Origin of the sequence: Mesorhizobium sp. 131-3-5 (assembly GCF_016756575.1) — a bacterium.
Taxonomy (GTDB): domain Bacteria; phylum Pseudomonadota; class Alphaproteobacteria; order Rhizobiales; family Rhizobiaceae; genus Mesorhizobium; species Mesorhizobium jarvisii.
In genome coordinates this window covers 228271-252588 of the sequence record NZ_AP023254.1, presented here as the reverse complement: position 1 = coordinate 252588, position 24318 = coordinate 228271, and the positions used below count along the sequence as shown (strand labels likewise).

The window sequence follows — 24318 nt, the reverse complement described above, 5'->3', positions numbered from 1 at the left end:
ATGACGCAAGCGCTTCCCTCCAGCCTGATCGTGATCCCTTGCCTGAACGAGGCAGCCCATATCAGTGCGCTTCTCGGCCAGCTTTGCCCGGCGGCGGCAAGGCTTGGCGCCCGGATCGTCGTTGCCGATGGCGGCAGCACGGACGGCACGCTGGCCATTGTCGAGCAGATCGCCGCCAAGGACCCGCGCGTTGTCCTGCTTCACAACAAGCGGCGCATCCAGAGCGCGGCGATCAATCTCGCCGTCGGCACTTTTGGCGAAGGTGCGGAATATCTCATCCGCATCGACGCGCATGGCGGCTATCCCGACGATTATTGCGACCGGCTGCTCGAGGAGGCGCTGGCCACATCAGCCGATTCGGTCGTGGTTTCGATGCTGACCAGCGGCAGCGGCGCCGTGCAGAAATCGGTCGCGGCGGCGCAGAATTCGAAACTCGGCACCGGTGGTTCCAAGCATCGTCACCTCTCCGCTGGAGAATGGGTCGACCACGGCCATCACGCGCTGATGCGGATATCGGCCTTCGGTGCTGTCGGCGGCTATGACGAGACCTTCAGCCACAATGAGGATGCCGAGCTCGACTACCGGCTGCGGCAGGCCGGCTACAGCATCTGGATGAGCGGCAAGACGCAGATGGTCTACTATCCGCGCGCCTCGCTCAAAGGTCTCTATTTCCAGTATCTCGGCTATGGCCGCGGCCGCGCCAAGAATGTGCTGAAGCACCGCGTCATCCCGAAGGTCCGGCAGATGGTGCCGCTGGCGGTCCTTCCGGTGGTTCTTCTGGCGGCCTTCTCTTTCGTGCACTGGATCGCGGCTGTGCCGCTGCTGGTCTGGGCTTCGGTCTGCCTCGGCTACGGCCTGGTGACGGCCATTCGCCAGCGCAATGCCGACATCGCGCTGGCGGGCGTCTCGGCCATGGTCATGCATTTCGGCTGGTCCGTCGGCTTCTGGCTGCAGCTTCTCGGCCTCGGCGCGCGACGCGGGGTGGCGTGATGGTGGCTCAGGCCAAGAACCGCAGCATCGACATCGGCGTGTGCACGTTCCGCCGGCCGGAACTGGCCGACACGCTGCGCTCGCTCGCCGCCATGGACATGCCTGAGGGCTTCGATATCAGCGTCATTGTCGCCGACAATGACGACACGCCGAGCGCGCAGGCATTGGTGACGGCGCTGTCGCAGGAATTGGCGCTGCCGATCCGCTACCGGCATGCCCCGGCGCGCAACATCTCGGTCGCCCGCAACGCTTGCCTCGATGCCAGCGAGGCGGATTTCCTCGCCTTCATCGACGACGATGAGACTGCCTCCGCCCGTTGGCTGGCCGAGCTGGTGGCGACGGCCGAGGAGAGTGGTGCAACGGCGGTGCTCGGCCCGGTGCGGGCGCTCTACCGCCCTGATGCGCCCGAATGGATGCGGCGCGGCGACTTCCACTCGACCTTGCCGGTCTGGGTGCGCGGCGAGATCCGCACCGGCTACACCTGCAACGTCCTGCTGCGCATGCGGTCGGACAGCCTGCGCGGCCGTCGCTTCAGCCTGGCGCGCGGCCAGACCGGAGGCGAGGACACCGAACTCTTCGATCAGATGGTCAAGGCCGGCGGCCGCATCGCCTTCGCTCAAGAGGCCTGGGTGGACGAGGTGGTGCCGCGCTCAAGGGCCGCGTTCGACTGGCTCGGCCGCCGTCGCTTCCGTGTCGGTCAGACGCATGGTCACCTGTTGGGCAGCAATGCGCGCGGCATCGGGTTGATCAAGCATGTCGGCCTTGCCGCGGCAAAGGCGGCCTATTGTTTCGCCGCGGCCCTTCCCGTGGTCGCCAGCCCGGTGCGCAGGAACCGCAGCGTGCTGCGCGGCATCATGCATGTCGGCGTCGTCAGCGGCCTTGTCGGCGTCCGCGAACTGCGCCTCTACGGTCAGTCGTCACCTGGGGAAGGAGGCAAGCGTGCAGCCTGACGTTTCCCCAACCTCCGATGTTTCAGTCCCCGATGTTTCCTTTGTCATCGCCGCCTACAATGCCGAGGCGACGCTCGACCGCGCGATTGCCAGCGCCATCGCGCAGAAGGGCGTCAGCGTCGAGATCATCGTCGTCGACGACCAGTCGCGCGACGCCACGCTCGATGTGGCGCGGGCCTACCCGCAGGACATTGTGCGCGTCGTCGCGCTCGCCAGGAATCGCGGTCCCGGCGGCGCCCGGAATGCCGGGCTCGACGTCGCCCGCGGCAGATGGGTCGCGGTTCTCGATTCCGACGATGCCGTCTTCCCCGGTCGCATCGCCGCCATGATCGGCCGCGCCGAAAAAGCGGGTGCCCAGATCGCCGTCGACAATCTCCAGGTCATCCGCGAGGACGGTGTCGTGGAGGATGCGATGTTCCCAAGGCGGTATCTGGAAGGCCTGAGCGAGATTTCGCTGGCCACCTACATCGCCGGCAACGTGGTCTTCGAATCGAAGTTCAACCTCGGCTACCTCAAGCCGATCTTCCAGCGCCGGTTCCTGGACGAAAACCGGCTTCGCTATGACGAGAAACTGAGGATCGGCGAGGATTACATCCTGTTTGCCGAGGCGCTCGCCAAGGGCGGCAGATGCGTGGTCGAGCCTGAGATCGGCTACGCCTACCATATTCGCAGCGGTTCCATCTCGCGTGTGCTCGAGCTTCACCATGTAGAAGCGATGCGCAAGGCGGATGCCGTATTCGCTCAAACCCATCGGATGGACAAGGCGGCCCAGGCGGCCTTTGCCCGGCGCGGCCGCAGCCTGCGCAAGGCAGCCTCCTTCCTGGCAATGGTCCAGCACATCAAGGCGCGGTCCCCGCTCAAGGCGATCCGGACGGCGCTCAGCGACCCGGCGGCGGTCAGGCATATGGGCATGCCGATCGCCGTGCGGTTGCGACGAGTAGCGGCACAATTTGCCGTGGGGGCGGGGAGGTGAAGATGCAGGCACATGGAGGGATTTTTCGTGGCCTGTGAATGGACTGAAGTCGATCTCCTCAGAAGGAATTTGCGATGAAGAAAATCAGGAAGGCCGTGATACCGGTGGCGGGGCTTGGAACACGGTTCCTGCCGGCGACCAAATCGATGCCGAAGGAAATGCTTCCGGTGGTCGACAGGCCTGTCGTGCAATATGCGGTGGACGAGGCCTTCGAAGCCGGCATCGAGCACATCGTGTTCGTGACCGGCCGCAACAAGGCGGTCATCGAGGACTATTTCGACCTGCATCCGGAATTGATCGGAACCCTGGAGCAGACCGGCAAGAAGACCCAGCTGGAGGCGCTCGAAAGCATGCTGCCGGTGGCCGGCGCCACCTCCTTCATCCGCCAGCAATCCCCGCAAGGCCTCGGCCACGCCGTCTGGTGCGCCCGCGAGGTGATCGGCAATGAGCCCTTCGCTTTGCTTTTGCCAGACATGGTCTCCTTCGGCGGGCGCGGCTGTCTGGCCGAAACCGTCGACCTCTATGAGCGCACCGGCGGCAACGTCATCGCCGTCGAACGCTGCGATCCGAGCGAGACCAACAAATACGGCATTGTCGGCCGCGGCGCCGAAATCGGCGGCGGTTTCGAGGTCACGGCCATGGTCGAGAAGCCTGCCCCGGCCAACGCGCCGTCGAACTTCTACATCAACGGCCGCTACATCCTGCAGCCCGAGATCTTTGCGCTGCTGGGCAATCAGCAGCGTGGCGCCGGCAACGAGATCCAGCTGACGGACGCAATGGTCCGGCTGTCGAAGGATCAGCCGTTCTTTGCTCAGCCTTTCCTGGGCCGCATGTTCGACTGCGGATCCAAGGAAGGCTTCATCCAGGCCAACATCGCCTTCGCGCTGGCGCGCAACGACATGAAGGGCCCGGTTTTCGAGATGCTTCAGGAGTTCGTCCGGTCGCATGAACGCCAGGAAGAAGCCGCATAATGCCCATCTTTCGGGAGTATTGCCGGATGGCCGGCGGCGAGAGGCCGACAGGCCCCGTCGTCTGGCATGAAGCTTGCGTTGCTTTTGGCAATGCTCCCGATCGTTGAGGCGCTGCAAGCCCAAGCATGATCCCGGAAAGTGGCTCCCGGTTTCCGGAAAGGTCATGCTTAGAACTGAGACAGGTCGTGATCCCGGAAGTTTTCGGAAAAGATCATGCCCAAACAAAGAGATAGAGCCTCAACCCGATGGTCGGGAACGCAACGGGCTCTGGGATTGGACCGACGATGAATTATGCCAATTTTCCTCTCGACAAGAGGATGCCATTGCCGAATTCGGACGCAGGAAACGGCGAAGACTTCATCGATATCGAGCGGCTGCTTGGCATGGCTGCGCGGCAGGCCAAGGTGGTTGCCGTGTGCGCCGCCATCGGTCTTTTCCTGGGCATGCTCTATCTGCAGACAACGCCGCCTAAATATGTGTCGGTTTCGAGCGTCTTGATCGACGAGGGCCTGAACAAGATCGTCGACGATATTTCGGCGGCGTCGACGACCATGCAGACCGATTCCGCCATTCTGAGCCAGATCGAGATCCTGACCTCGACGCGGCTCGCGGCGGTGGTCGTCGACAAGCTCAAGCTCGCCCAGAACGATGCTTTCATGAACCCGCCGCAGTCCGCGCTTGCCCAAGGCGTCGGCCTGATCCGCGGCCTGATCCAGTATGTCCGCCCTAGCCCGCCTATCCCGGGCATGGGTGACATCAGCAAGCTCGACCCCGCCACCCGCGATGCGCTGATCGCCACGTCGAGCCGCGACTATGCGATCCTCAAGTTGCAGAACGAGATCCAGGCGGATCGTGTCGGACGAAGCTACGTCATCGCGCTTGGCTATCAGGCGACCGATCCGGGCCTGGCGAAAGCGATCACCAAGGCCTATGCCGACGCCTATCTTGCCGATCAGCTCGATGCCAGCTTCGACGCGACCGAGCGCGCGGCGGTCTGGCTGCAGGGCCGGCTGACGGAACTGCGCGAAAGCTCGCAGCAGGCATCGCTGGCTGTCGAGAAGTTCAGGGCAGAACACGGCTTGTCCGCCAACAGCGATGGTCAGCTGATGAGCGACAAGCAGCTTGCCGACCTCAACGCCCAGCTCATCGTGGCGCAGGCCGACACGGCGCGCGCCAGCGCCCGCTACCAGCAGTACAAGTCGATCGTCGACAGCGGCTCGGACAATGCCTTCAAGGATGCCGCCATTTCGAGCGATCAGCCGAGCAGCTCGGTCATTTCAGCGCTCAAGACCCGCTACCTCACCGTCGCCAAGCGCCAGCAGGATGTCGAGGCGAATTTTGGTCCCGACCATCCGCAGGCCGTGGCGCTAGCCAAGGAAAAGGCCGACATATCGAAGCAGATTTTCGGCGAGCTCAAGCAGCTCACCGAAAGCTATCGCAACGAGTATGAGGTGGCGCTGGCGCGCGAGACCGCGCTCAGGGCCAATGTTGCCGCCGCTCAAGGCAAGAGCTCCATCGACAACCAGTCGCAGGTCCAGTTGCGCGACCTCGACCAGAAGGCGACGGCGCTCACCACGCTCTATCAGACGTTCCTCGGCCGCTATGAGGAAGCCGCGCAGCAGCAATCCTTCCCGGTCGGCAAGATCCGCATCATCTCGGACGCCTCGACGCCGCTCTCGGCCTCGAGCCCGCGCACCGTCGTCGTGCTCGGACTTTCGCTCGTGCTCGGCGTGCTGATGGGCGCCGGCTTCGGCGGCCTCAACGAGTTCAACGAGCGGTTCTTCCGGACCGGCGAAGAAGTGCGCGACCGTGTCGGCCTCAAATTCCTCGGCTATCTGCCGACCATAGGCAGCAGGCCCGCCAAGGACGACAAGCAGACCGACGCTCTACCGGATGCCAAGACAGCGAGGTCGCCGGCGGCCATCGAAAGGCGGGCGCGCATGCGGGTGAGCATCGACGCGCCGGCATCGATGTTCTCCGAAACGCTGCGCAGCGCCAAGATCGCCTTCGATGTCGTGATGGAAGGACAGGGCAGCCGAGTCGTCGGCGTCATCTCGGTGCTTCCCGGTGAAGGAAAGTCGACGGTCGCGGCCAATCTCGCCGGGCTGCTCGCCGCCAACGGCGCCAGGACGCTGCTCATCGACGGTGACCTGCGCAATCCGGGCCTCAGCCGCAGCCTCGGCATGGAGGCCGAGCAGGGTCTCATGGAAGCCGTGGTCAACGGCCAGACCTGGCAATCGGTCGGCAAGATCGACCGGCAGACCAAGCTCGCCATCATCCCCGCCGTGCTGCGCGGCAACTTCTCGCACACCAGCGAGCTGTTGTCCTCGGCCGGAATGCGGCGCTTCATCGAGAACGCCAAGGAGACGTTCGAATACATCGTCGTCGACCTGCCGCCGCTCGGGCCGGTGGTCGATGCCAAGGCCTTCGCGCCGCTGGTCGACGGCTTCGTGCTGGTCACCGAATGGGGCCGCACGCCGCGCGCCATGGTCAGGTCGATGCTGGAATCCGAACCCTATGTCGCCAACAAGATCGTCGGCGCGGTGCTGAACAAGGTCGACCTGAAGAAGCTCGCCAAATACGGATCGTTCGGCGCGTCGGAAAAATTCTTCGACAAATATTCGAGCTACTATCTCGACAAGTCCGAAGTGCGCAGCAAGGCGACGGTCTGATATCGGTCCACCGTCTCTGGTGAGGCCAGCCGTGTCATCACGGCTGGTGACGGCCTTGGCTACGCGGCCTTGAGCCGGTAACGGAAGACGGTGTGGTCGAGCAGCAGCCTTATGCGCGGTTCGGCTTCCGTTGCCACAAGCCAGCTTGCCGCGATCATCGTCGCACCGACCACTGCCATCGACAGGAGATAAGGCACTCCGGCACGGACCATCGCCCCGAGCATCGCCGCGCCGACGACGTCGTGGATCAGGTAGAGCGGATAGGTCATCAGGCCGATCCGGCGCCAGCCGCTCCAGCTGAGGTCGAGCCGCAGCGACCACGCCATAAGCGCGATCGCGACGAGGAAGATCAGGATCGGCGGTGCATAGGGCATCACGGCATTGACCTTGATGCTGTGGACGTCGACTGAACTGGCGATCTGCAGCACGCCCCCGCCGAGGAACAGCAGGCAGAAGCCGAGGCGAGGCACCGTCGGCGCCTTGAACCGGATCAGCCACAGCAGCACGCCGACGGCGAAGAAGCAGCCGTGATGCACCAAAGTGAGCTGCAGCAGCCGCGTCTCGGCGAAGTCGGCCCAGCCGAGCGGATAATAGAGGCACCAGAACAGCGTGCTGACCAGGCCGATGACGATGGCGACCGGCTCCATCAGATCGAAGCGACCAAGCCGCAGCAGGATCCAGACGATGGCGTAGAAGGCGATCTCGATGCCGAGTGTCCAGTAGACGCTGTCCACCCAGGGACCATAGGGCGCGAACAGGCCGGTGCGGACCAGCCTGACCACAGCATCGGTCGGCCAGCTCAGGCCGATGGCGAGAAGCAGCACGGCGGTGACCGGTGCGCAGATCCAGACCGCCGGCGCCAGTCGCTTCACCCTGGCCTCGAAGAACCGCAGCGGCGTCGACTTCTCGGCGCTGAAGGCGATGACGAAACCGCTGATGACGAAGAAGATCTCGACGCCGACCCATCCGGATCCGACCCAGGCGCCTATGCCAGGCTGTGCCGGCATGCCGCCCGTGGCTTGTGCCGAAATGCCATCGGGATAAGCCCACACCCAGAAGCCATAGTGGTAGACCATGACCAGAACGGCGGCGAGAAACCGCAGGATGTCGACGCCGCCAAACGTGATTTTTTGCTGAGCCATACCGCACCGTCGGATGGCCCCCCGCGAGACACTGTAGGGTGGCTTGCTGCATTGCACAACAAAAGTATTGCTTTCCGATCAGGATTGACCAACCGGCAAGGACAGACTGTGCGAAACCACTCGCCGCATCAGCCTCAAATCCCGATCCCGCGCGCCTTCATCGCAGCGGTGATCTCGTCGAGGATGGTCGGGTCGTCGATGGTCGCCGGCATCGTCCATTCTTCCTTGTCGGCGATCTTCTGCATGGTGCCGCGCAGGATCTTTCCCGACCGCGTCTTGGGCAGGCGTTTGATCGTCACCACGGTCTTGAAAGCGGCGACCGGCCCGATTCGCTCGCGCACCAGCGCCACGACCTCCTTCTCGATGGTGCCGCCGTCGCGAGCGACACCGGCGTTCAGCACCACGAAGCCGAGCGGAATTTGCCCCTTCATCGCATCGGCGATGCCGACGACGGCGCATTCGGCGACATCGGGATGGGCGGCCAGTACCTCTTCCATGGCGCCGGTCGACAGCCGGTGGCCGGCAACATTGATGATGTCGTCGGTGCGGGCCATCACGTAGAGATAGCCGTCCTCGTCGATCATGCCGGCATCGGCGGTCTTGTAGTAGCCGGGAAACTCATCGAGATAGGCCTGGCGGAAGCGGGCGTCGGCGTTCCATAGCGTCGGCAGGCAGCCGGCCGGCAGCGGCAGCTTGACCACGACATTGCCGAGCGTGCCGCGCGGCACTTCATGGCCGGCATCGTCGAGCACGCAGATGTCGTAGCCCGGCATCGGCACGCCGGGCGAACCGTATTTCACCGGCAGCAGGCCGAGCCCCGCAGGGTTGATGGTCATCGGCGAACCGGTCTCGGTCTGCCACCAATGGTCGATCACCGGCACGTTGAGCTTCTGCTCCGCCCATTTGATGGTTTCGGGATCGGCGCGTTCGCCGGCGAGGAACAGCGTGCGGAATTTCGACAGATCGTATCTGGCAACGAACTCACCCCGGGGATCCTGGCCCTTGATCGCCCGGAACGCCGTCGGCGCGGTGAACAGCGCGACCACGCCATGGTCCGAGATGACCCGCCAGTAGGTGCCGGCATCAGGTGTGCCGATCGGCTTGCCTTCGAACAGGACGCTGGTGCTGCCATGCAGCAGCGGTCCGTAGACGATGTAGGAATGGCCGACGACCCAGCCGACATCGGACGCTGCCCAGAACACTTCGCCCGGCTTGACGCCGAACTCGTTTTCCATCGTCCATTTCAGCGCGACCATGTGGCCGCCATTGTCGCGCACGATGCCCTTGGGCTGGCCGGTCGTGCCTGATGTGTAGATGATGTAGAGCGGGTCGGTGGCCAGCACCGGCACGCAGTCGACATTGGCGCCGGCCGCCCGTTCGCGCGCGACGGCGTCGGCATAGTCGATGTCGAAATTCTCCTTCAGCTCGCAGCGCAGCTGGTCGCGCTGCAGGATCAGGCAGGCGTCCGGCTTGTGGCGGGACATCTCGATCGCCTTGTCGAGCAGCGGCTTGTAGGCGACGATCCGGCCCGGTTCCAGGCCGCAGGAGGCCGAGATGATTACCTTCGGCTTGGCATCGTCGATGCGCGTGGCCAGTTCATGCGAGGCAAAGCCGCCGAACACGACCGAATGCACGGCGCCGATGCGGGCGCAGGCGAGCATGGCGATGGCCGCCTCCGCCACCATCGGCATGTAGATGATGACGCGGTCGCCCCTGCCGATGCCCCGGTTCTTCAGCACCGAGGTCAGCGCCACCACCTCGCGCTTGAGTTCGGCGTAGGTGAATTTTTTCACCGTTCCGGTGATGGCGCTGTCATGGATCAGTGCGATCTGGTCGGCGCGTCCGCCGGCGACATGCCGGTCGATGGCGTTGTAGCAGGTGTTGCAGGTCGCGCCGGTGAACCAGCGGCCATAGACGCCGGCGGTGGCGTCGAACACCTTGTCCCAGGGCGAATACCAGTCGATGGCGCCGGCCGCATCCGCCCAGAATTGTTCCGGGTCGCGTTTCCATCCGTCATAGACCTCATGATAGCGTGAAGCCATCCGTACCTCCCCAGGAAACCATTTGCCGTCTTTGCCAACAGCCTATGCTGTTTTCCGGCGCTGTCTTCCCTGATTTTCGTATGAACCGATCCCGGCTTGGCCCCTTGCGCGCCGTATCGTGAAGTGAAGTCTTCTCGGGAGAGGGATCTGAGCGATGCGCCATCCAGCATCGATCGTGGCAAAACCGGTGTTTGCGCTGACGATCGGCGCGGTGCTCGCGATCTCCACCGCAACCGCCCTGGCCGGAGATGCCGCGGCTAGGCGCATCATCGGCTTTTCGCCTTCCGGCAAACCGGCGGTGATCGTCGTGCTGCTGCAACGCTTCAGCCAGGGCTTCGAAGGGCGCGACCACCGCTTCATCGCCGTGACCGGGCAGCCTCGTTGAGAAGCCGGCCGATAGCCGTCTAGAGAGGTTCACCGTTTCACGGAAACGGCGACACTTTCTAACTCTTTGTTTTTTTACGCAATTCCGTACGGAAAACCGGTTCCCACTTTTCCTGGAATTGCTCTAACAAACGGTATTCAGGGGACGAAATGCCGGCCGCACTAGATCGGCAGGGCCACAAGCATGAGGCCTACGCCGCCGAAGATCAAAATGGCTGCCGCCAGCGCTTTCCGATGACGTTCGAAAGTCGTCGGAGCCCGCTCCCAGTTGTAACGCATACGCTATCTCCCCAAAACCCCGGGGAGTCCTTACCTTACTTAGGGGAAGAAAAGCAACGGTCCGGCGAGTCGACGCAGGCTTCGTGGTGACGACTATTTCTGGGGTGATTCCCGCTGAGGGCAGGTGATGGCGTATAGATCGCCATTCCCAACGGAAGCGCTATGGCTCTTTCCCGGGAGAATCGCCGCGCATTCGAATTTCTACATGCCCCAACGCAGCGCCGCCGTGTGGACAGGCGCGTCCCACCAGCCGGTCATCTCGTCATCGAGCATGGTGAGCGTGATCGAGCAGCCGGCCATGTCGAGCGAGGTGACGTAGCTGCCGACCAGCGAACGGATTATCGTCACGCCGCGCTTCTCGAAAATTTTGCGCGCGCTGTTGTACATCAAATAGAGCTCCATCAGCGGCGTGCCGCCGAAGCCGTTGACGAACAGCAGCGCCGGTCCTTTCGCTTTGTCGCCGAGATCGCCCAGGATCGCGGTACAGATCTCCTCGGCGATCGCGTCGGCGCTCTTCAAGGTGTCGCGCCGGCGGCCGGGCTCGCCATGGATGCCGACGCCGAATTCCATCTCGCCGTCGCCGATGTCGAAGGTCGGCTTGCCCGCCGCCGGCACGGTGCCGCTGGTCAGCGCCACGCCCATCGAGCGGGTCGCGGCATTGACGCGCTCGCCCAGCGTCTTCAGCACCGGCAGTGCCAGGCCATGCTCGGCAGCCGCGCCGACGATCTTTTCCACCACCAGCGTGCCGGCGACGCCGCGCCTGCCGGTCGTGTAGGACGAATTCTCGACGGCGACATCGTCATTGGTCACCACCTGCAGGACGCCATCAGACATTTCAGCCGCCATGTCGAAATTCATCACGTCGCCCTCGTAGTTCTTGACGATGAACAGGCAGCCGGCGCCGCTGTCGACGGCCTGCGCCGCTGCCAGCATCTGGTCCGGCGTCGGCGAGGTGAACACCTGGCCGGGGCAGGCGGCGTCCAGCATGCCATGGCCGACAAAGCCGCCATGCAGCGGCTCGTGGCCCGAGCCGCCGCCGGAGATCAGCGCCACCTTGCCCGGCCGCAACGTCCTGCGGCGGACGAACTTGTGCTCCTCGCCAAGCACGAGGATATCGGTGTGGGCGGCCACGAAACCGTCGAGGCTCTCGGTCAAAACCGTGTCCACCGCGTTCATAAATTTCTTCATGGCGTCCTCCCAAACAGCCCGGCAAGAAACGGTTAGCTGCCACCCTTGCCGGCGATGCTGGTAATCTTCTGGATGAATTCGTTGATCGCCCGGTCGAGCGCCGCATTCTGCTTGTCGTCGCCGAAATCCGGCACGACAAGCGACACATGCCGCGTCTTGCGCATGCCCGCGGCGATCGACATTTTTCCCGGATGCGCCTGATGGTAGGCGGCGAGAAACTGATCCCGCTCGGCCGGACTGAAATGGCAGACGGAGAAAATAGCCGGCAAATGCTTGGATGGAATGGGCACTGTATAGGCCGGGCTTGAAATCTGCGTCACGAAGCTGCGGTGCTTGCCGAGCGCGTCGGCAAGGCGCTGGCGCGTGCCGGACGGGCGCTGGTCTATGACCTGCGACAGGATCGTCTTGTAGGCGCGGATCGCCTCTTCGGAACCGGGTTCGGGTTTGATGTCAACCATGCCGGCCGCGACTAGACCGATACATCCGCGATGGCCGCCTTGGCCATGGCGAGTTGCGCCGGCGCGACGGACAGATCGCGCAGACCGGCTTCGAGCAGCGACGGGATCGCGGCCGGATCGCCGCCGGCATCGCCGCACAGGCTGACGGGAATGCCGTTTTCCCGTCCGAAGGCCGTGACTGAGCCGATCAACCGCAGCACAGCGGGATGACGGACCGAATTGAGATGGGCCACAGCAGCGTTATCCCGCGCGGCAGCCATCACATATTGCGTCAAATCGTTGGAGCCGATCGAGAAGAAGGCGACGCCGGCGAACGCCTCCGGCGCGATGGCCACCGACGGCACCTCGACCATGATGCCCAGCGGCGGCATCTTTTGGGTGACGCCACGCGCGGCAAGGACTGCCTGCTCTTCGCCGAACAGAGCGGCTGCGCGTTCATATTCATCGGCCATGGCGATCATCGGAAACATCACCCTGAGATTGCCGTGCGGCGCGGCGCGCAGCAATGCCCTGATCTGTACGCGAAAAATGTCGAGCCGTGCCAGCGACAGCCTGATGCCGCGCAAGCCAAGGAACGGATTGCCTTCCTCGACGGTGAAGCCCGGCACCGGCTTGTCGCCGCCGGCGTCGACGGTGCGGATCGTCACCGGTTTTTCGCCTGCCCATTCCAGCACCTTGCGATAGGCGCGGTATTGCGTCTCCTCATCCGGCAAATTCTTGCCGAACAGGAACTCTGTTCGCATCAGCCCGACACCGTCGCAGGTCGCGATGTCGATGCCGTCGACATCGGACGGATCGGCGATGTTGACCTGCACGCGCACCGCTGTGCCGGTCTTGGTCACCGCCGGCCGCGCCAGAAAACGCCGGACCACGCCCTGGCGGGCGACGAAGGAAGCGGACGACTGCCGGAACGCGCCGATCTCAGCCGGCGAGGGCGCCAGCACGATGCTGCCATGCTCGGCGTCGAGCAGTGCCGTGCCGGCGAGACTGGCAAGTGTTTCGCGCAGCCCCACGACCATCGGCACGCCACGCGAGCGCGCCAGCATGGCGACATGGCTGGCCGTGCTGCCCGCCTTCAGCGCGATGCCGCCGCCATGGCTCCAGTCGGTTTCGAGAAAGCGCGTCGGCGCGATGTCCTCGCCGCAGAGGATGGCACCGGTAGGCGCTGTGCTGTCGCCGTCCTCGGTCAGGGCCCGCAGCACCTGGTCCCTGATATCGCGCAAATCCGTGGCGCGGGCACGGAAATAGTCCTGGTCGGAGGCCTCGTAACCGCCGATCTCGGCATCAAGCGCCTCTCGCCATGCCACGTCGGCGGTCTGTCCGGAAGCGATCGATGCGAAGGCCGGGCCGCTCAAGGCGTCGTCTTCCAGCATGGCAATGTGGAATTCGAGTATGCCGGCGGCGTCGCTGTCGGCGGCCTCCGCCATGGCGGCAAGCCGGCTCACTGCCGTGCCGATCGCGGCTTCCAGCGACGTCTTCTCTTCCGTAGCGGTGGCTTTGCCTGCGTAGACGGCGGGCGGCCGGTCCAGGTCGAACAGCGGCCCCTCGGCATAGCCGGCCGAGGCCGGAACGCCCTCAATCCGCATGGCCCGCATTCCCTGCGGGCTGGCGAAGAAGCGCCCCAGCCTCACGCCGAGCGGACATGACCGGCGTCCTCGTCGAAATCGCGCTGCACTAGGTCGATCAGCGCGCGCACCGCATCATCGGCGCCGCTGCCGCTGGCCCTGATGTGCAGCACCGTGCCCTTCGGCGCCTTGGCGGCCATCACCTTGACGATGCTCTTGGCATCGAACCACGGCCCGTTGGCGGCAAGCGCGATTTCCACGTCGGCGGCAAACGTCTTGGCCAGTTTGGTGAACTTCACCGACGGACGCGCGTGCAGCCCCACATCGTGGGTGATCAGGACGGTCGCTTCGGCGGCTGCGGACATTTTTCAGAAATCCCGTTCATTCACGACGGCGACAATTCATGCGCCGTCGCCACCACTTCCTTCAGCGAGGCGCCGCCGGAGGATTCGGTCGCGGCCATCACCGCGCCCTCCACGATCGGCGCGTTGCACACGATGATCTTCTGCGCACGCGGCTCGCCGATCATCTCCACCGCCATTTCCGAGTTGGTCTCGGCGCCGCCGAGATCGACGAGGATGGCGACACCGGCTTCCGACCAGGCCTTGTCGATGGCGCCCATGATCGCCTCGACGTTGGTGCCAAGCCCGCCATGGCCGTTTCCGCCGCACCATGCAAGCGGCACTTCTTCGCCCGCCATCTGGCGTACCATGTCGGCCGTGCCCTCCGCGACCAGCGGCGAATGCGACACGATCACGATCCCGACATTGCTCATGCGCTTTCCCCGATCGCTTGCCCCACCGAGCGCACCAACAGCGCGGTCGAGCGCGCGCCGGCATCCATATGGCCGATCGAGCGCTCGCCGAGGAACGAGGCGCGGCCGCGCAGCGCCTTCATCGGCACCGTCGCTTCGGCGGCGGCGTCGGCGATGTCGGCGATTTCCGCCGCCGTCTTTCCCCCGGCCAAGGCATCATGCACCGGCTGTAGCACATCGAGCATGGTTTTTTGTCCGATCTGCGACTTGCCGCGCGCGGCCACCGCGTCGACCGCCTTGCCGAAGGCGGCGGCCAGATTGTTGCGATCGGGATCCGCCGCAATCTCCTTGCCCAGCGCCATGAACAGCGTACCGAACAAGGGACCCGAAGCGCCGCCCACCGTCATCACCAGCTTGGTGCCGATCGCCTTCAGCGCGTCGGGCAAGGGTTTGGCAGCGAACGCATCAGCCTCGGCCCGCACGGCCTCGAAGCCGCGCTTCATGTTCAGCCCATGGTCGCCGTCGCCGATCGCCTGGTCGAGCGCCGTCAATTCCTCGGCGTGAGCGGCAATCGTCTCGGCGGCCACCGCGATCAGCCTGGCAAGGTTCAATGCCGCCATGTCGCCCAAAATCCCGGTTTCCACTGTGCCGGCAGTAACGAAAGAACGGTCATTCGACAACTGCTGCATGCGTCAGGCCGTGACGAGCAGCGCGGCGGCGGCCGAAAACACCTCGGCCACCGCATGGGCGCCGGGGTCGACCACACCTTGCAATTTGGTGCCGACATAGGCGGACCGTCCAGCCTTCGCCTTCTCCATGACGGCCGTCTCCTCGGCGCCGCGCCGGGCGGCGGCCGCCGCCTCTTCCAGCCCGTTGGCGTCGAGCGCTTTCAGCGCGGGCTCCAGCGCATCGACCATGGTGCGATCACCCGGTTTGGCGCCGCCGTAGAAAGTCATCCGCTCGAGGCCGGCAAGCAGTGCCTTGGACAAGCTGCCGCCGCCGCCGAGGGCCTGTGCCGCCGCCGTGAAGAAGATCGACAGCAGCACGCCGCTCGAGCCGCCCATCGACGCGCTCAATATGTCGCCAATCGCGCCGAGCGTCGCCGCCGGGTTCGCCAGAGGCAGCATGTCGAGCCGCTCGAGAATGCTGCGCGCGCCGGTCGCCACCGTCGAGCCGGTGTCGCCGTCGCCCGCCCTGGCGTCGAGCCCGTTCAATGACGCTTCAAGTGAAATCAGTTTTTCGCAGACGGTCACGATCAGGCGCCTGGCACCGGCATCCTGGCTGGCCTTGTGTACCGCACTTTGCCCGGCTGCTTTCGCCATCGGCACGATGACTGGCGCCGCGACTGGCTTGGCCGGCATCCAGGCATGCGGGCCGACCGGCGCCAGCAGGGCGGCCTCGCGCGCCGCATCGAGCCGGATCAGCGACAGCGAGAAGCCGTTCATGTTGAGCGCCGTCATCAGCGGGCCGGGGCCGATCGCCAGCTTGAGGGTCTTGGCCAGCGGCGAGGCCAGAACCGCATTGGCAACCAGCGACATCTCGAGCGGCGGCACCGCGCCGAGATTGTTGATCAGCAAGGCATGGCTTGCCTTCGGGTCGAGCCCTGCCGCGAGGCGCTCCGCCATGATCGCGACCAGCCTGTCGACGCTTTGCAAGGCAATCCGCTCGACGCCCGGCTCGCCATGAATGCCCAGGCCAAGTTCGCCGTCGTCCGCGCCAAACCTGTCTTCATGCGGCTGCCCGGGGATCGAGCAGGACGACAGCGACATGCCGAGCGAAACGATATCCTTTGCTGCCGCCCGCGCCGCTGCCGCGATGTCGGCAAGATGATGGCCGGCCTCCGACAAATGGCCCGAAATCTTGTGCACGAACAATGTGCCGGCGACGCCACGCGGCTGGTTGATGTCAGGCAAAGCGATGTCGTCGGCAACGATCACCATCTCGACGCGAAAGCCCTCGGCGCGCGCCTTCTCGGCGGCCAGGCCGAAATTGAGCCGGTCGCCGGTGTAGTTCTTGACGATCAGCAGGCAGCCGGCCGGCCCGGTGACCGCGCGGATGGCCGCCAGTACCGCTTCGACACTCGGCGAGGCGAATATCTCGCCGGAGACCGCCGCCGTCAGCATGCCCTTGCCGACAAAGCCGGCATGCGAAGGCTCATGCCCGGCGCCGCCGCCGGAGACGACGCTGACCTTCGACTTGTCCCAGTCGGCGCGCAGCACGACCTTGATCTCGGGATAGCCGTCGAGGCGCGCGAGGTCGTCCGAGCCGCTGGTGCGCAACAGGCCGTCCAGCGCCTCGGTGACGATCGTTTCCCTGCGGTTGAAAAAGTGCTTCATCGAATTCGTCCCGTATTCGCGATCGTCAATCAGAAGCTGCGTTGCCCCGGCTGGGAACACCGAAAGCCGTTCACATCAATCTTTGTCCATCGGCGCCGAAATAGAGCGGCGAGCGGTAGCGGATCACCACTTTGTCGCCTTGCGCCAGATCGGTGTCGGGGTCGGTCAGCGTCACCAGTTTCTTCGGCCCCACGGTCACATGCAGGTGGTTCTGGTCGCCGAGATGCTCGACCCAGTCGACGACGCCGTCGGCATGACCATTCCTGGCCTTTTCGATCGTCAGATGTTCGGTGCGCGCGCCGATCGTCCTGGTGCCCACCGGCGCGCTGCCATCGGGCAGCAGGCCGGTTGGCAGAAGATTGATCGCCGGCTGGCCGAGCCTTGCCGCGACATGCAGGTTTGCCGGCTCCGAATAGATGGTTCGCGGCGAGCCGATCTGCACCAGCACGCCATCGGCGAGGATGCCGATGCGGTCGGCCATGGTCATCGCCTCGATCTGGTCGTGCGTGACATAGAGCATGGTGGCGCCGAGTTCGGACTGGATGCGCTTCAGCTCCAGCCGCAGATCCGCGCGCAGCTTGGCGTCGAGCGACGACAGCGGCTCGTCCATCAGATAGATGGCGGGCTTGCGCACCAAAGCGCGGCCGATAGCGACGCGCTGCATTTCGCCGCCCGAAAGCTTGGTCGAGCGGTTGGCGAGCTTGTGGTGGATGCGCACCATCTTCGCCACCTCCTCGATCCGCCGGCGGATCTGGTCCTCCGGGATCTTCCTCGCCGGCGAGCGCAGCGGGAAGGCGAGATTGTCGTAGACCGACAGATGCGGATAGAGCGAGTACTGCTGGAACACGAAGGCCGTGTCGCGCTCGGCCGGCGACAGCGTCGTCGCATTATGGCCGCCGATTTCGATGATGCCGGCATCCGGCTGTTCCAGCCCGGCGATCAGTCGCAGCGTCGTCGTCTTGCCGGCCCCGGTCGGCCCGAGCAGCACGACGAATTCGCCGTCTGCTATGTGCAGGTCGAGACCGTTGACGGCGACATGCTCGCCAAAGCTCTTGGTCACATTCTTGATATGCACGTCAGCCATGCTGCGCTCTCCCCTGAGAGGCGGTGTCGTGGACCGCGGTTCTCACCGCGCGGCCCGATCCCTTGTCGAACAGCGACAGCCGTGCGCTGTTCAGCGCCAGGCCGACATGATCGCCGGCGTTGAGCCGGATCTCGGCCGGAACCCGCGCCTTGATGATGCCGTCGGCCGTTTCCACCGCGACGATCTGCGTGGTGCCGAGATATTCGGTGCCGTAGATGGCGCCGCGCAGCTTCGAGGCATCGTCGAAACGAATGTGTTCCGGGCGGATGCCGAGCGCCATGTCGGCCGGCGCGATATCCTCGCGCACCTCTGGCACCGCGACCTTCGCGCCCTGGACGACGATCTCCTTGGCGCCCTTGGTAAGCCCGCCGCCGAAGCCCAGAAAATTCATCGGCGGCGAGCCGATGAAGTCGGCGACGAACATGGTCGCCGGGCGGTCGTAGATTTCGCGCGGCGTGCCGAACTGTTCGATGACGCCGTGGTTCATCACAGCGATCTTGTCGGCCATCGACATCGCCTCCATCTGGTCGTGGGTGACATAGACTGTGGTGGCGTGGATGCGGTTGTGCAGCTCGCGCAGCTCGTGGACCATGAGGTCGCGGAACTCGGTGTCCAGCGTGCCGAGCGGCTCGTCCATCAGGAAGCATTTCGGCCGCCGCACGATGGCGCGGCCGAGTGCCACGCGCTGGCGGTCGCCGCCGGCGAGGCCGGAGACGGATTTGTTGAGCAGATGGTCGATGCGCAGGAGCTTTGCCGTCTCCTCGACACGTGCGCGGATTTCGGCCGACGGCATGCCTTGCGCCAAGAGCGGAAAGCCGATGTTCCTGCGCACATTCATGTGCGGATAGAGCGCGAACAGCTGGAAGACGAAGGCGATGTCGCGCTCTCGCGCCCGCAGCATGGTGACGTCCTCGCCGCCGAGCAGGATCTGGCCGCCGGTGGGCAGTTCGAGCCCGGCGATCATGCGCAGTGTCGTCGTCTTGCCGCAGCCCGACGGGCCGAGCATGACGAAGAACTCGCCATCCTCGACGACGAAGTTGGAATCCTGCACGGCGACGAAATCGCCGAAGGCCTTTCTCAGGTGCTGAACACGGATCTCGGCCATGATTATTCCGGGAACTTCGAGACGATGATGAACATCACGGTGCCGGCGAGCATGGTGATGAAGGAATAGGTGTAGAGCGACAGCGCGAAAGGCTGGAACAGCATCAGGAAGCCGATGGCGATCAGCACTGTGGCGATGTTTTCCATCAGGCCGCGCCGCGCCCAGATCGGCCAGCGCGACTTGCGTTTGAGGGGATTGGTCATGCTCATTTGCGCACCGCACCGAAGGTGATGCCGCGCAGCAATTGCTTGCGAAGCAAGATGGTGAAAACCAGGATCGGCACCAGGAAGATTGTCGTGCCGGCGGCGACAGCCGGCCAGTCCTGGCCGCCTTCGCCGATGATGGTCGGGATGAAGGGCGGCGCGGTCTGCGCCGTGCCCGAGGTCAAAAGGGCCGCGAAGGCATATTCGTTCCAGGCGAAGATCAGGCAGAAGATCGCGGTCGCGGCGATGCCGGTGGTCGCTTGCGGCAGCACGGTGCGCCAGAATGCCTGCAGCCGCGTATAGCCGTCGATCATCGCCGCTTCTTCATATTCGCGCGGGATCTCGTCAATGAAGCCTTTCAAGAGCCACACCGCCAGCGACACGTTGACCGCCGTGTAGAGCAGGATCATGCCGAGCGCGGTGTCCGACAGGCCAAGCTCGCGGTACATCAGGTAGATCGGAATGGCGACCGCGATAGGCGGCATGAAGCGCGTCGACAGGATGAAGAACAGGAGGTCGTCGGCGAGCGGCACCTTGAAGCGCGAGAAACCATAGGCCGACAGCGTGCCGAGAAAGACGGCGCAGAACGTCGAGCCGAAAGCGATGATCAGCGAGTTGAGGAAGCGCGGCAGGAAGTTGGACGGGCCGGCGATCACCATGTTGCGCTTGCGCACGGTCTCGTCGCAGAAGCCGGTCGCCGGACCCAGCGAGTTGATGTATTCCGGCGTCTGCCGCGTCCGCGTCGTGAACAGGTTGCAATAGCCCTCGATGCTCGGCTGGAACACGATTTTCGGCGGATATGCGATCGAATCCGGCGGCGTCTTGAAGCTGGTGGCGAAGATCCACAGGAGCGGCACGATCGAGATCAGCGCGTAGGCGATGATGATCGCGCCGGCGACGCGCTTCGAATTCGCTGACGGTGCGACGACCGAATGGGCAGTGGTCAGGCTCATCTCTGCTTCACCTTGTTGAGCGCCTTGACGTAGATGTTGGCAAGACCGAACACCGCCACGAACAGGATGATGGCGAAGGCCGAGGAATAGCCGGTGCGCCAGCTCTCGAAAGCCTGCCGCTTCAGTGTGATCGAGGCGACCTCGGTGGTCGAGCCGGGCCCGCCGCCGGTCAAGAGATTGACCATGTCGAACATCTTGAAGTTCTCGATGCCGCGAAACAGCACCGCCAGCATGATGAAGGGCAGCGCCATCGGCAGCGTGATCGACCAGAATTGCCGCCAGTTGGAAGCGCGGTCGACCTCGGCCGCCTCATAGATATATTCGGGGATGGAGCGCAGTCCGGCGAGGCAGATCAGCATGACGTAGGGCGTCCACATCCAGGTATCGACGATGATGATCGACCATGGCGCCAGCGACACGTTGGAGAGCATCTGGATGCTTGTCGGTGGAATGCCGCTGACGAACGAGATCACATAGGAGAACAGGCCGATCTGCGGCTCGTAGAGGAAGCGCCAGAAATTGCCGACCACCGCCGGCGACAGCATCATCGGCACCAGGATCAGCGTCGTCCAGAAGGCGTGGCCGCGGAATTTCCGGTCGATCAGCCAGGCCAGCGTGAAGCCGATCAGCGTTTGCAACAGGATGGTCCAGAACACGAAATGCGCCGTCGTCTGCATGGCGATCCAGATGTCCTGGTCGCCGAGGATGCGCTGGTAGTTGGCAAAGCCGAGATTCTTCACCACTTCGTTCGGCCGGTTGGCCCGGTAGTTGGTGAAGGACAGATAGATCGCCCAGAACAGCGGGAAGATGTTGATGGCGAGCAGCAACAGGATCGTCGGCGAGATGAACAGCCAGGCGAGGCCCTTGTCGCTGATGCCCCGGACCTTGCGGGCCAACGGTTCCGGGGTCGCCCGGGCAACGTTCTCCACGGTCCGATTGAGCATGGTCAGTCCTGCTTCGGTCACTTGGGTCGTCTCTGTGATGGAATTTATCTGAACTGCGTCCCGTGCCAAGGGTGGCACGGGACGCCTGGGCCTAGCTCGGGAGGAGCCGGTTACATCTTGCCATCGTCCTGGAACACCTGGGTCCAGTCCTTGACCAGACCGTCGAGCGCGTCCTTGGCTGAGCCCTGGCCGGCCACGACATAGTCATGGAAGCGCTTCTGCGAGGCCTGCAACAGCGGTGCGTAGCTCGGCTCGGCCCAGAAGTCCTTCACGATCGCCATCGAGTCGAGGAAGGCCTGGGCGTAGGGCTGGCTGGACGGGAACTTCGGGTCCTTGACCACGGAGTTCAGGCAGGAATAGCCGCCGAGCGACCACCACTTGGCCTGCACGTCCTTGTTGGCGAACCACTTGATGTATTTCAGCGCCGATTCCTGCTTGTCGGAGTAGGAAACCACCGAAATGCCCTGGCCGCCGAGCTGCGCGAACTGGGCGCCGCCAGGACCCTTGGGATTGACGAAGTAGCCGATCTTGTCGCCACCGACATTCTCGTCCTTCTGCAGGCCGGGCCAGGTGAAGGCGAAGTTCATGTGCATCGCCACCTGACCGGATTTGAAGGCATCGACGCCTTCGCCCATGTAGCTGTTCGATGCGCCCGGAGGGGTGCAGCAATCATAGAGAGCCTTGTAGAATTCCAGTCCCTTGACCGAGTCGGCTGAATTGACGAAGCCTTCCATCTCGTAGGGCTTCTTCGGGTTCTCATACTGGAAGCCGTAGCTGTAGAGCACGTCCATGGCGCCCATGGTGATGCCTTCCGAGCCACGCTCGGTGTAGATCGAGGCGCCATAGACGGTCTTGCCGTCGATCTGCCGCTTCTGGAAGAATTCGGCGATCTGCTTCAACTGGTCGAAGGTTGCCGGCGGGCCGAGATCCCAGCCATACTTTTCCTTGAATTCCTTCTGCAGCTCCGGCTTGGAGAACCAGTCCTTGCGATAGGTCCAGCCGACGACGTCGCCCATGGCCGGCAGCGCCCAGTAGTTCGGCGTGTTCTTCGGCCATTCCGAGTAACCGACGACGGTCGCCGGCACGAAGTCGTCCATGCTGATCTTCTCCTTGTCGAAGAAGTCGTTCAGCTTGACGTAGTGGCCGTTCTCGGCCGCGCCGCCGATCCACTGGCTGTCGCCGATGATCAGGTCGCACAGTTTGCCGTGCGAGTTCAGTTCGTTGAGGAAGCGGTCGGCATAGTTGGTCCACGGCACGAACTCGAATTTCATGCCGATGCCGGTTTCCTTGGTAAAGTCCTTGGACAATTCGACAAGTGCGTTGGCCGGGTCCCAGGCGGCCCAGCAGAGCGTCAGGTCTTCAGCGTGTGCGGCGTTCGAGACGGCTGTCGACGCTGCAATCGCCGAGGCCAGTCCCAACGCCAGTTTCAAGCTCGATTTCATGCCTTCCTCCCATTTACGAAACGCGCCCGGATGACGGTTTCAAGAGCCCTCAACCTCTCTCCTCAGAGGCCTAAACATGGCGGCGCCGGAGCGCGGCAGATGTTTAGTAATTTGTTTAGTGATGCAATTTTTACTAAACAACGCAAGCGAATTCGTTGCTGCGTCGCAACATGACGAAACGGATGATTGAAATCGTTGGGAAATGATCGCCGGATGTTTCTCTGGCAGCCGCTCAGCCGGCCTCGCCGATGAGGTTCGTCTGTGGCGTCACCGGCCGAACCGGCGGCGCGGGCGGCAGTAAGGCGCGTATGTCGGCGAAGGGAAATGTAGGCTCGAAGCGAAAAGCTTCGGCCAGGGAACCGGGGACAGCGTTGCATTGGCCGGCGCGAAATTCATTCTGGATGCGCGCCCTCTCGACATATTGCTCCGGCCGCTGTGACCGGTGCATGCGGATCCCCTGTGACTTGATATCCCGGTAGGCCGATATATCGACATAGTGCGTCGGCGCAAATCCGGTACCGCCCATCGTGTCGGCATGCAGCACAGGAACCGCGAAGGAAGCCGCTATGCGCACGCCGTCCGACAGCGCGCGGTGGTAGGCGTGATAGTCGTTGGGCGCATGCGTGATCACCAGCTCCGGCCCGGTCTCGCGGATCAGCGTTTTCAGCACGCCGATCAGCGCGGCATCGGCCACCAGCTCGCCATCGGGAAAGTCGAGAAAGCGTGGCGCAGCACCAAGCAGCGCTGCCGCCGCCGTGGCTTCCTCGCGACGGACGCGGGCGAGAACGGCGGGATCACTCTTGCCGCCCTTGGCCCCATCCGTGGCCACGGCAAAAGTCAATTCTGCGCCTTGCGCCGCATAGGCGGCCAGCGTACCGAACATGAAGATCTCGATGTCGTCCGGATGCGCACCGAGCGCCAATATTTTCAAGCTACTCTCTCCCGGAAATGGAAAAACGTGCCGAACGGAATCCTGCTCGCCCTGATCGCCTATGCAAGCTATTCGGGCAGCGATGCCGTTATCAAGAGCCTGGGAGGACAGTTTACCGTCTTCGAGATCGGCTTCTTCGTCACTTTGTTTGCCGGCTTTTTCCTGTTCTTCACCCGCCCGGCGGGCGAGCGCTGGCTGGATTTCTGGCGCATGAAGCGGCCATGGGCGGTGCAGGCGCGCGCCTGGGCCGGCATCGCGTCGGGCGTGCTCAGCGTCTATGCCTTCACGCACATTCCGCTTGCCGAAGTCTACGCGCTGATCTTCCTGGCGCCTTTGCTGGTCACCATCCTGTCCACCGTCATCCTGAAGGAAAAGGTCGGCCCCTGGCGATGGCTGGCCGTGGTCGCCGGCTTTGCCGGGGTGATGCTGGTGGTGCGGCCGGGTTTTCGTGAATTGAACCTCGGCCACCTTGCCGCTTTCGTGAACGCCTTCCTCGCCGCGACCAGCGTCATCCTGCTGCGCTCGCTCGCGCAGCAGGAAAAGCGCACCTCGATGCTCGGTGTACTTGTCGGCTACGGCCTGCTGTTCAACGGGGCCGGCGCCGCCGCCACCTCATTTGCCTTGCCGAATGCCGTACAACTCGTCTGGCTGGCGATGGCCGGCGCCTTCACCGCGGGCGGGCAATTCATGCAGCTGCTCGCCGCCAAATACGCCCCCGCCAACCGGATCGCGCCGACGCATTATTCGCAGATCGTCTGGGCGGTGATCCTTGGCGCGCTGTTCTTCCAGGAATACCCGGACTGGCTGACGCTGGTCGGCCTCGCGATCGTCGGCGGCTCCGGCCTGCTGACCATGGTGCGCGAGGAGGTGCGGCTCGGCACCGTGCGCTGGAACCCGTTTGCGCGCACCCGGCTTTGAACCGGCGCCGGTTGCACGGTGACCGTGACCGCTG

The 24318-nt window shown here is 64.0% G+C and carries 23 protein-coding genes; 7 read left to right on the top strand and 16 right to left on the bottom strand.

What is annotated here, in order from left to right:
• The 5 genes from JG747_RS01170 (at window position 1) to JG747_RS01150 (ending at window position 6556) form a co-directional block, all read left to right on the top strand.
• Entirely contained in the window at window positions 1-990 is a 990-nt protein-coding gene (locus tag JG747_RS01170; protein ID WP_064984463.1) for a glycosyltransferase family 2 protein, read from the top strand.
• Window positions 990-1940, top strand: a complete 951-nt coding sequence (locus tag JG747_RS01165; RefSeq protein WP_064984464.1) for a glycosyltransferase — start codon at window positions 990-992, stop codon at window positions 1938-1940. The genes JG747_RS01170 and JG747_RS01165 overlap by 1 nt, the downstream gene beginning before the upstream one ends.
• The gene (locus tag JG747_RS01160; RefSeq protein ID WP_064984466.1) at window positions 1930-2913 is read left to right on the top strand and encodes a glycosyltransferase family 2 protein; all 984 of its coding nucleotides are present in this window, start codon (window positions 1930-1932) and stop codon (window positions 2911-2913) included. The genes JG747_RS01165 and JG747_RS01160 overlap by 11 nt, the downstream gene beginning before the upstream one ends.
• Window positions 2914-2987: 74 nt before the next feature.
• Window positions 2988-3884, top strand: a complete 897-nt coding sequence (locus tag JG747_RS01155; protein WP_019862855.1) for a UTP--glucose-1-phosphate uridylyltransferase — start codon at window positions 2988-2990, stop codon at window positions 3882-3884.
• Between the two features lie 284 nt (window positions 3885-4168).
• Window positions 4169-6556, top strand: coding sequence for a polysaccharide biosynthesis tyrosine autokinase (locus tag JG747_RS01150; protein ID WP_019862856.1), 2388 nt, complete (start codon window positions 4169-4171; stop codon window positions 6554-6556).
• 59 nt (window positions 6557-6615) lie between these two features.
• Here the strand turns inward: JG747_RS01150 and JG747_RS01145 are convergent, their stop codons facing one another.
• Entirely contained in the window at window positions 6616-7698 is a 1083-nt protein-coding gene (locus tag JG747_RS01145) for an acyltransferase family protein (RefSeq protein WP_202360991.1), read from the bottom strand.
• Window positions 7699-7832: 134 nt separating this feature from the next.
• Window positions 7833-9740 carry a propionyl-CoA synthetase gene (locus tag JG747_RS01140; RefSeq protein WP_202360990.1) on the bottom strand — a complete coding sequence of 636 codons (1908 nt, stop codon included), beginning with the start codon at window positions 9738-9740 and terminating at the stop codon, window positions 7833-7835.
• A gap of 154 nt (window positions 9741-9894) precedes the next feature.
• On the opposite strand from JG747_RS01140, the gene JG747_RS01135 reads away from it, so the two are divergent.
• Entirely contained in the window at window positions 9895-10125 is a 231-nt protein-coding gene (locus tag JG747_RS01135; protein WP_038651769.1) for a hypothetical protein, read from the top strand.
• Between the two features lie 479 nt (window positions 10126-10604).
• On the opposite strand, the gene dhaK is transcribed toward JG747_RS01135, so the two are convergent.
• From dhaK to JG747_RS01065, 14 genes are all read right to left on the bottom strand, one after another.
• Window positions 10605-11591: a dihydroxyacetone kinase subunit DhaK gene (gene dhaK, locus JG747_RS01130; protein WP_202360989.1), complete on the bottom strand. Its 987-nt coding sequence runs from the start codon at window positions 11589-11591 to the stop codon at window positions 10605-10607.
• A 32-nt stretch (window positions 11592-11623) separates the two neighbouring features.
• Window positions 11624-12049, bottom strand: coding sequence for a hypothetical protein (locus JG747_RS01125; protein ID WP_202360988.1), 426 nt, complete (start codon window positions 12047-12049; stop codon window positions 11624-11626).
• A gap of 11 nt (window positions 12050-12060) precedes the next feature.
• Entirely contained in the window at window positions 12061-13635 is a 1575-nt protein-coding gene (ptsP, locus tag JG747_RS01120) for a phosphoenolpyruvate--protein phosphotransferase (protein ID WP_202360987.1), read from the bottom strand.
• A 41-nt stretch (window positions 13636-13676) separates the two neighbouring features.
• Window positions 13677-13979 carry an HPr family phosphocarrier protein gene (locus tag JG747_RS01115; RefSeq protein ID WP_019862865.1) on the bottom strand — a complete coding sequence of 101 codons (303 nt, stop codon included), beginning with the start codon at window positions 13977-13979 and terminating at the stop codon, window positions 13677-13679.
• A gap of 20 nt (window positions 13980-13999) precedes the next feature.
• Window positions 14000-14389, bottom strand: a complete 390-nt coding sequence (gene dhaM / locus JG747_RS01110) for a dihydroxyacetone kinase phosphoryl donor subunit DhaM (RefSeq protein ID WP_202360986.1) — start codon at window positions 14387-14389, stop codon at window positions 14000-14002.
• Window positions 14386-14988: a dihydroxyacetone kinase subunit DhaL gene (dhaL, locus tag JG747_RS01105; protein ID WP_019862867.1), complete on the bottom strand. Its 603-nt coding sequence runs from the start codon at window positions 14986-14988 to the stop codon at window positions 14386-14388. The genes dhaM and dhaL overlap by 4 nt, the downstream gene beginning before the upstream one ends.
• A 72-nt stretch (window positions 14989-15060) precedes the next feature.
• Window positions 15061-16704, bottom strand: a complete 1644-nt coding sequence (locus tag JG747_RS01100; RefSeq protein WP_202360985.1) for a dihydroxyacetone kinase subunit DhaK — start codon at window positions 16702-16704, stop codon at window positions 15061-15063.
• A 70-nt stretch (window positions 16705-16774) separates the two neighbouring features.
• Window positions 16775-17788: an ABC transporter ATP-binding protein gene (locus JG747_RS01095; RefSeq protein WP_202360984.1), complete on the bottom strand. Its 1014-nt coding sequence runs from the start codon at window positions 17786-17788 to the stop codon at window positions 16775-16777.
• The gene (locus tag JG747_RS01090; protein WP_202360983.1) at window positions 17781-18893 is read right to left on the bottom strand and encodes an ABC transporter ATP-binding protein; all 1113 of its coding nucleotides are present in this window, start codon (window positions 18891-18893) and stop codon (window positions 17781-17783) included. Before JG747_RS01090 ends, JG747_RS01095 begins: the two co-directional genes overlap by 8 nt.
• A gap of 2 nt (window positions 18894-18895) precedes the next feature.
• Window positions 18896-19102, bottom strand: a complete 207-nt coding sequence (locus tag JG747_RS01085) for a hypothetical protein (RefSeq protein WP_441937699.1) — start codon at window positions 19100-19102, stop codon at window positions 18896-18898.
• The gene (locus tag JG747_RS01080; protein WP_019862873.1) at window positions 19099-20049 is read right to left on the bottom strand and encodes a carbohydrate ABC transporter permease; all 951 of its coding nucleotides are present in this window, start codon (window positions 20047-20049) and stop codon (window positions 19099-19101) included. Before JG747_RS01080 ends, JG747_RS01085 begins: the two co-directional genes overlap by 4 nt.
• A complete protein-coding gene (locus JG747_RS01075) occupies window positions 20046-20993 on the bottom strand; it encodes a carbohydrate ABC transporter permease (protein ID WP_064984712.1) in 948 nt (315 codons plus the stop codon). Before JG747_RS01075 ends, JG747_RS01080 begins: the two co-directional genes overlap by 4 nt.
• Before the next feature lie 110 nt (window positions 20994-21103).
• The gene (locus tag JG747_RS01070; RefSeq protein ID WP_038651785.1) at window positions 21104-22435 is read right to left on the bottom strand and encodes an ABC transporter substrate-binding protein; all 1332 of its coding nucleotides are present in this window, start codon (window positions 22433-22435) and stop codon (window positions 21104-21106) included.
• 232 nt (window positions 22436-22667) lie between these two features.
• The gene (locus JG747_RS01065) at window positions 22668-23366 is read right to left on the bottom strand and encodes a PIG-L deacetylase family protein (protein ID WP_202360981.1); all 699 of its coding nucleotides are present in this window, start codon (window positions 23364-23366) and stop codon (window positions 22668-22670) included.
• A gap of 27 nt (window positions 23367-23393) precedes the next feature.
• Between JG747_RS01065 and JG747_RS01060 the strand changes: the two genes are divergently transcribed.
• On the top strand, window positions 23394-24284 hold the full coding sequence (locus tag JG747_RS01060) for a DMT family transporter (protein WP_027047686.1): 891 nt from the start codon (window positions 23394-23396) through the stop codon (window positions 24282-24284).
• Window positions 24285-24318: the final 34 nt, after the last annotated feature.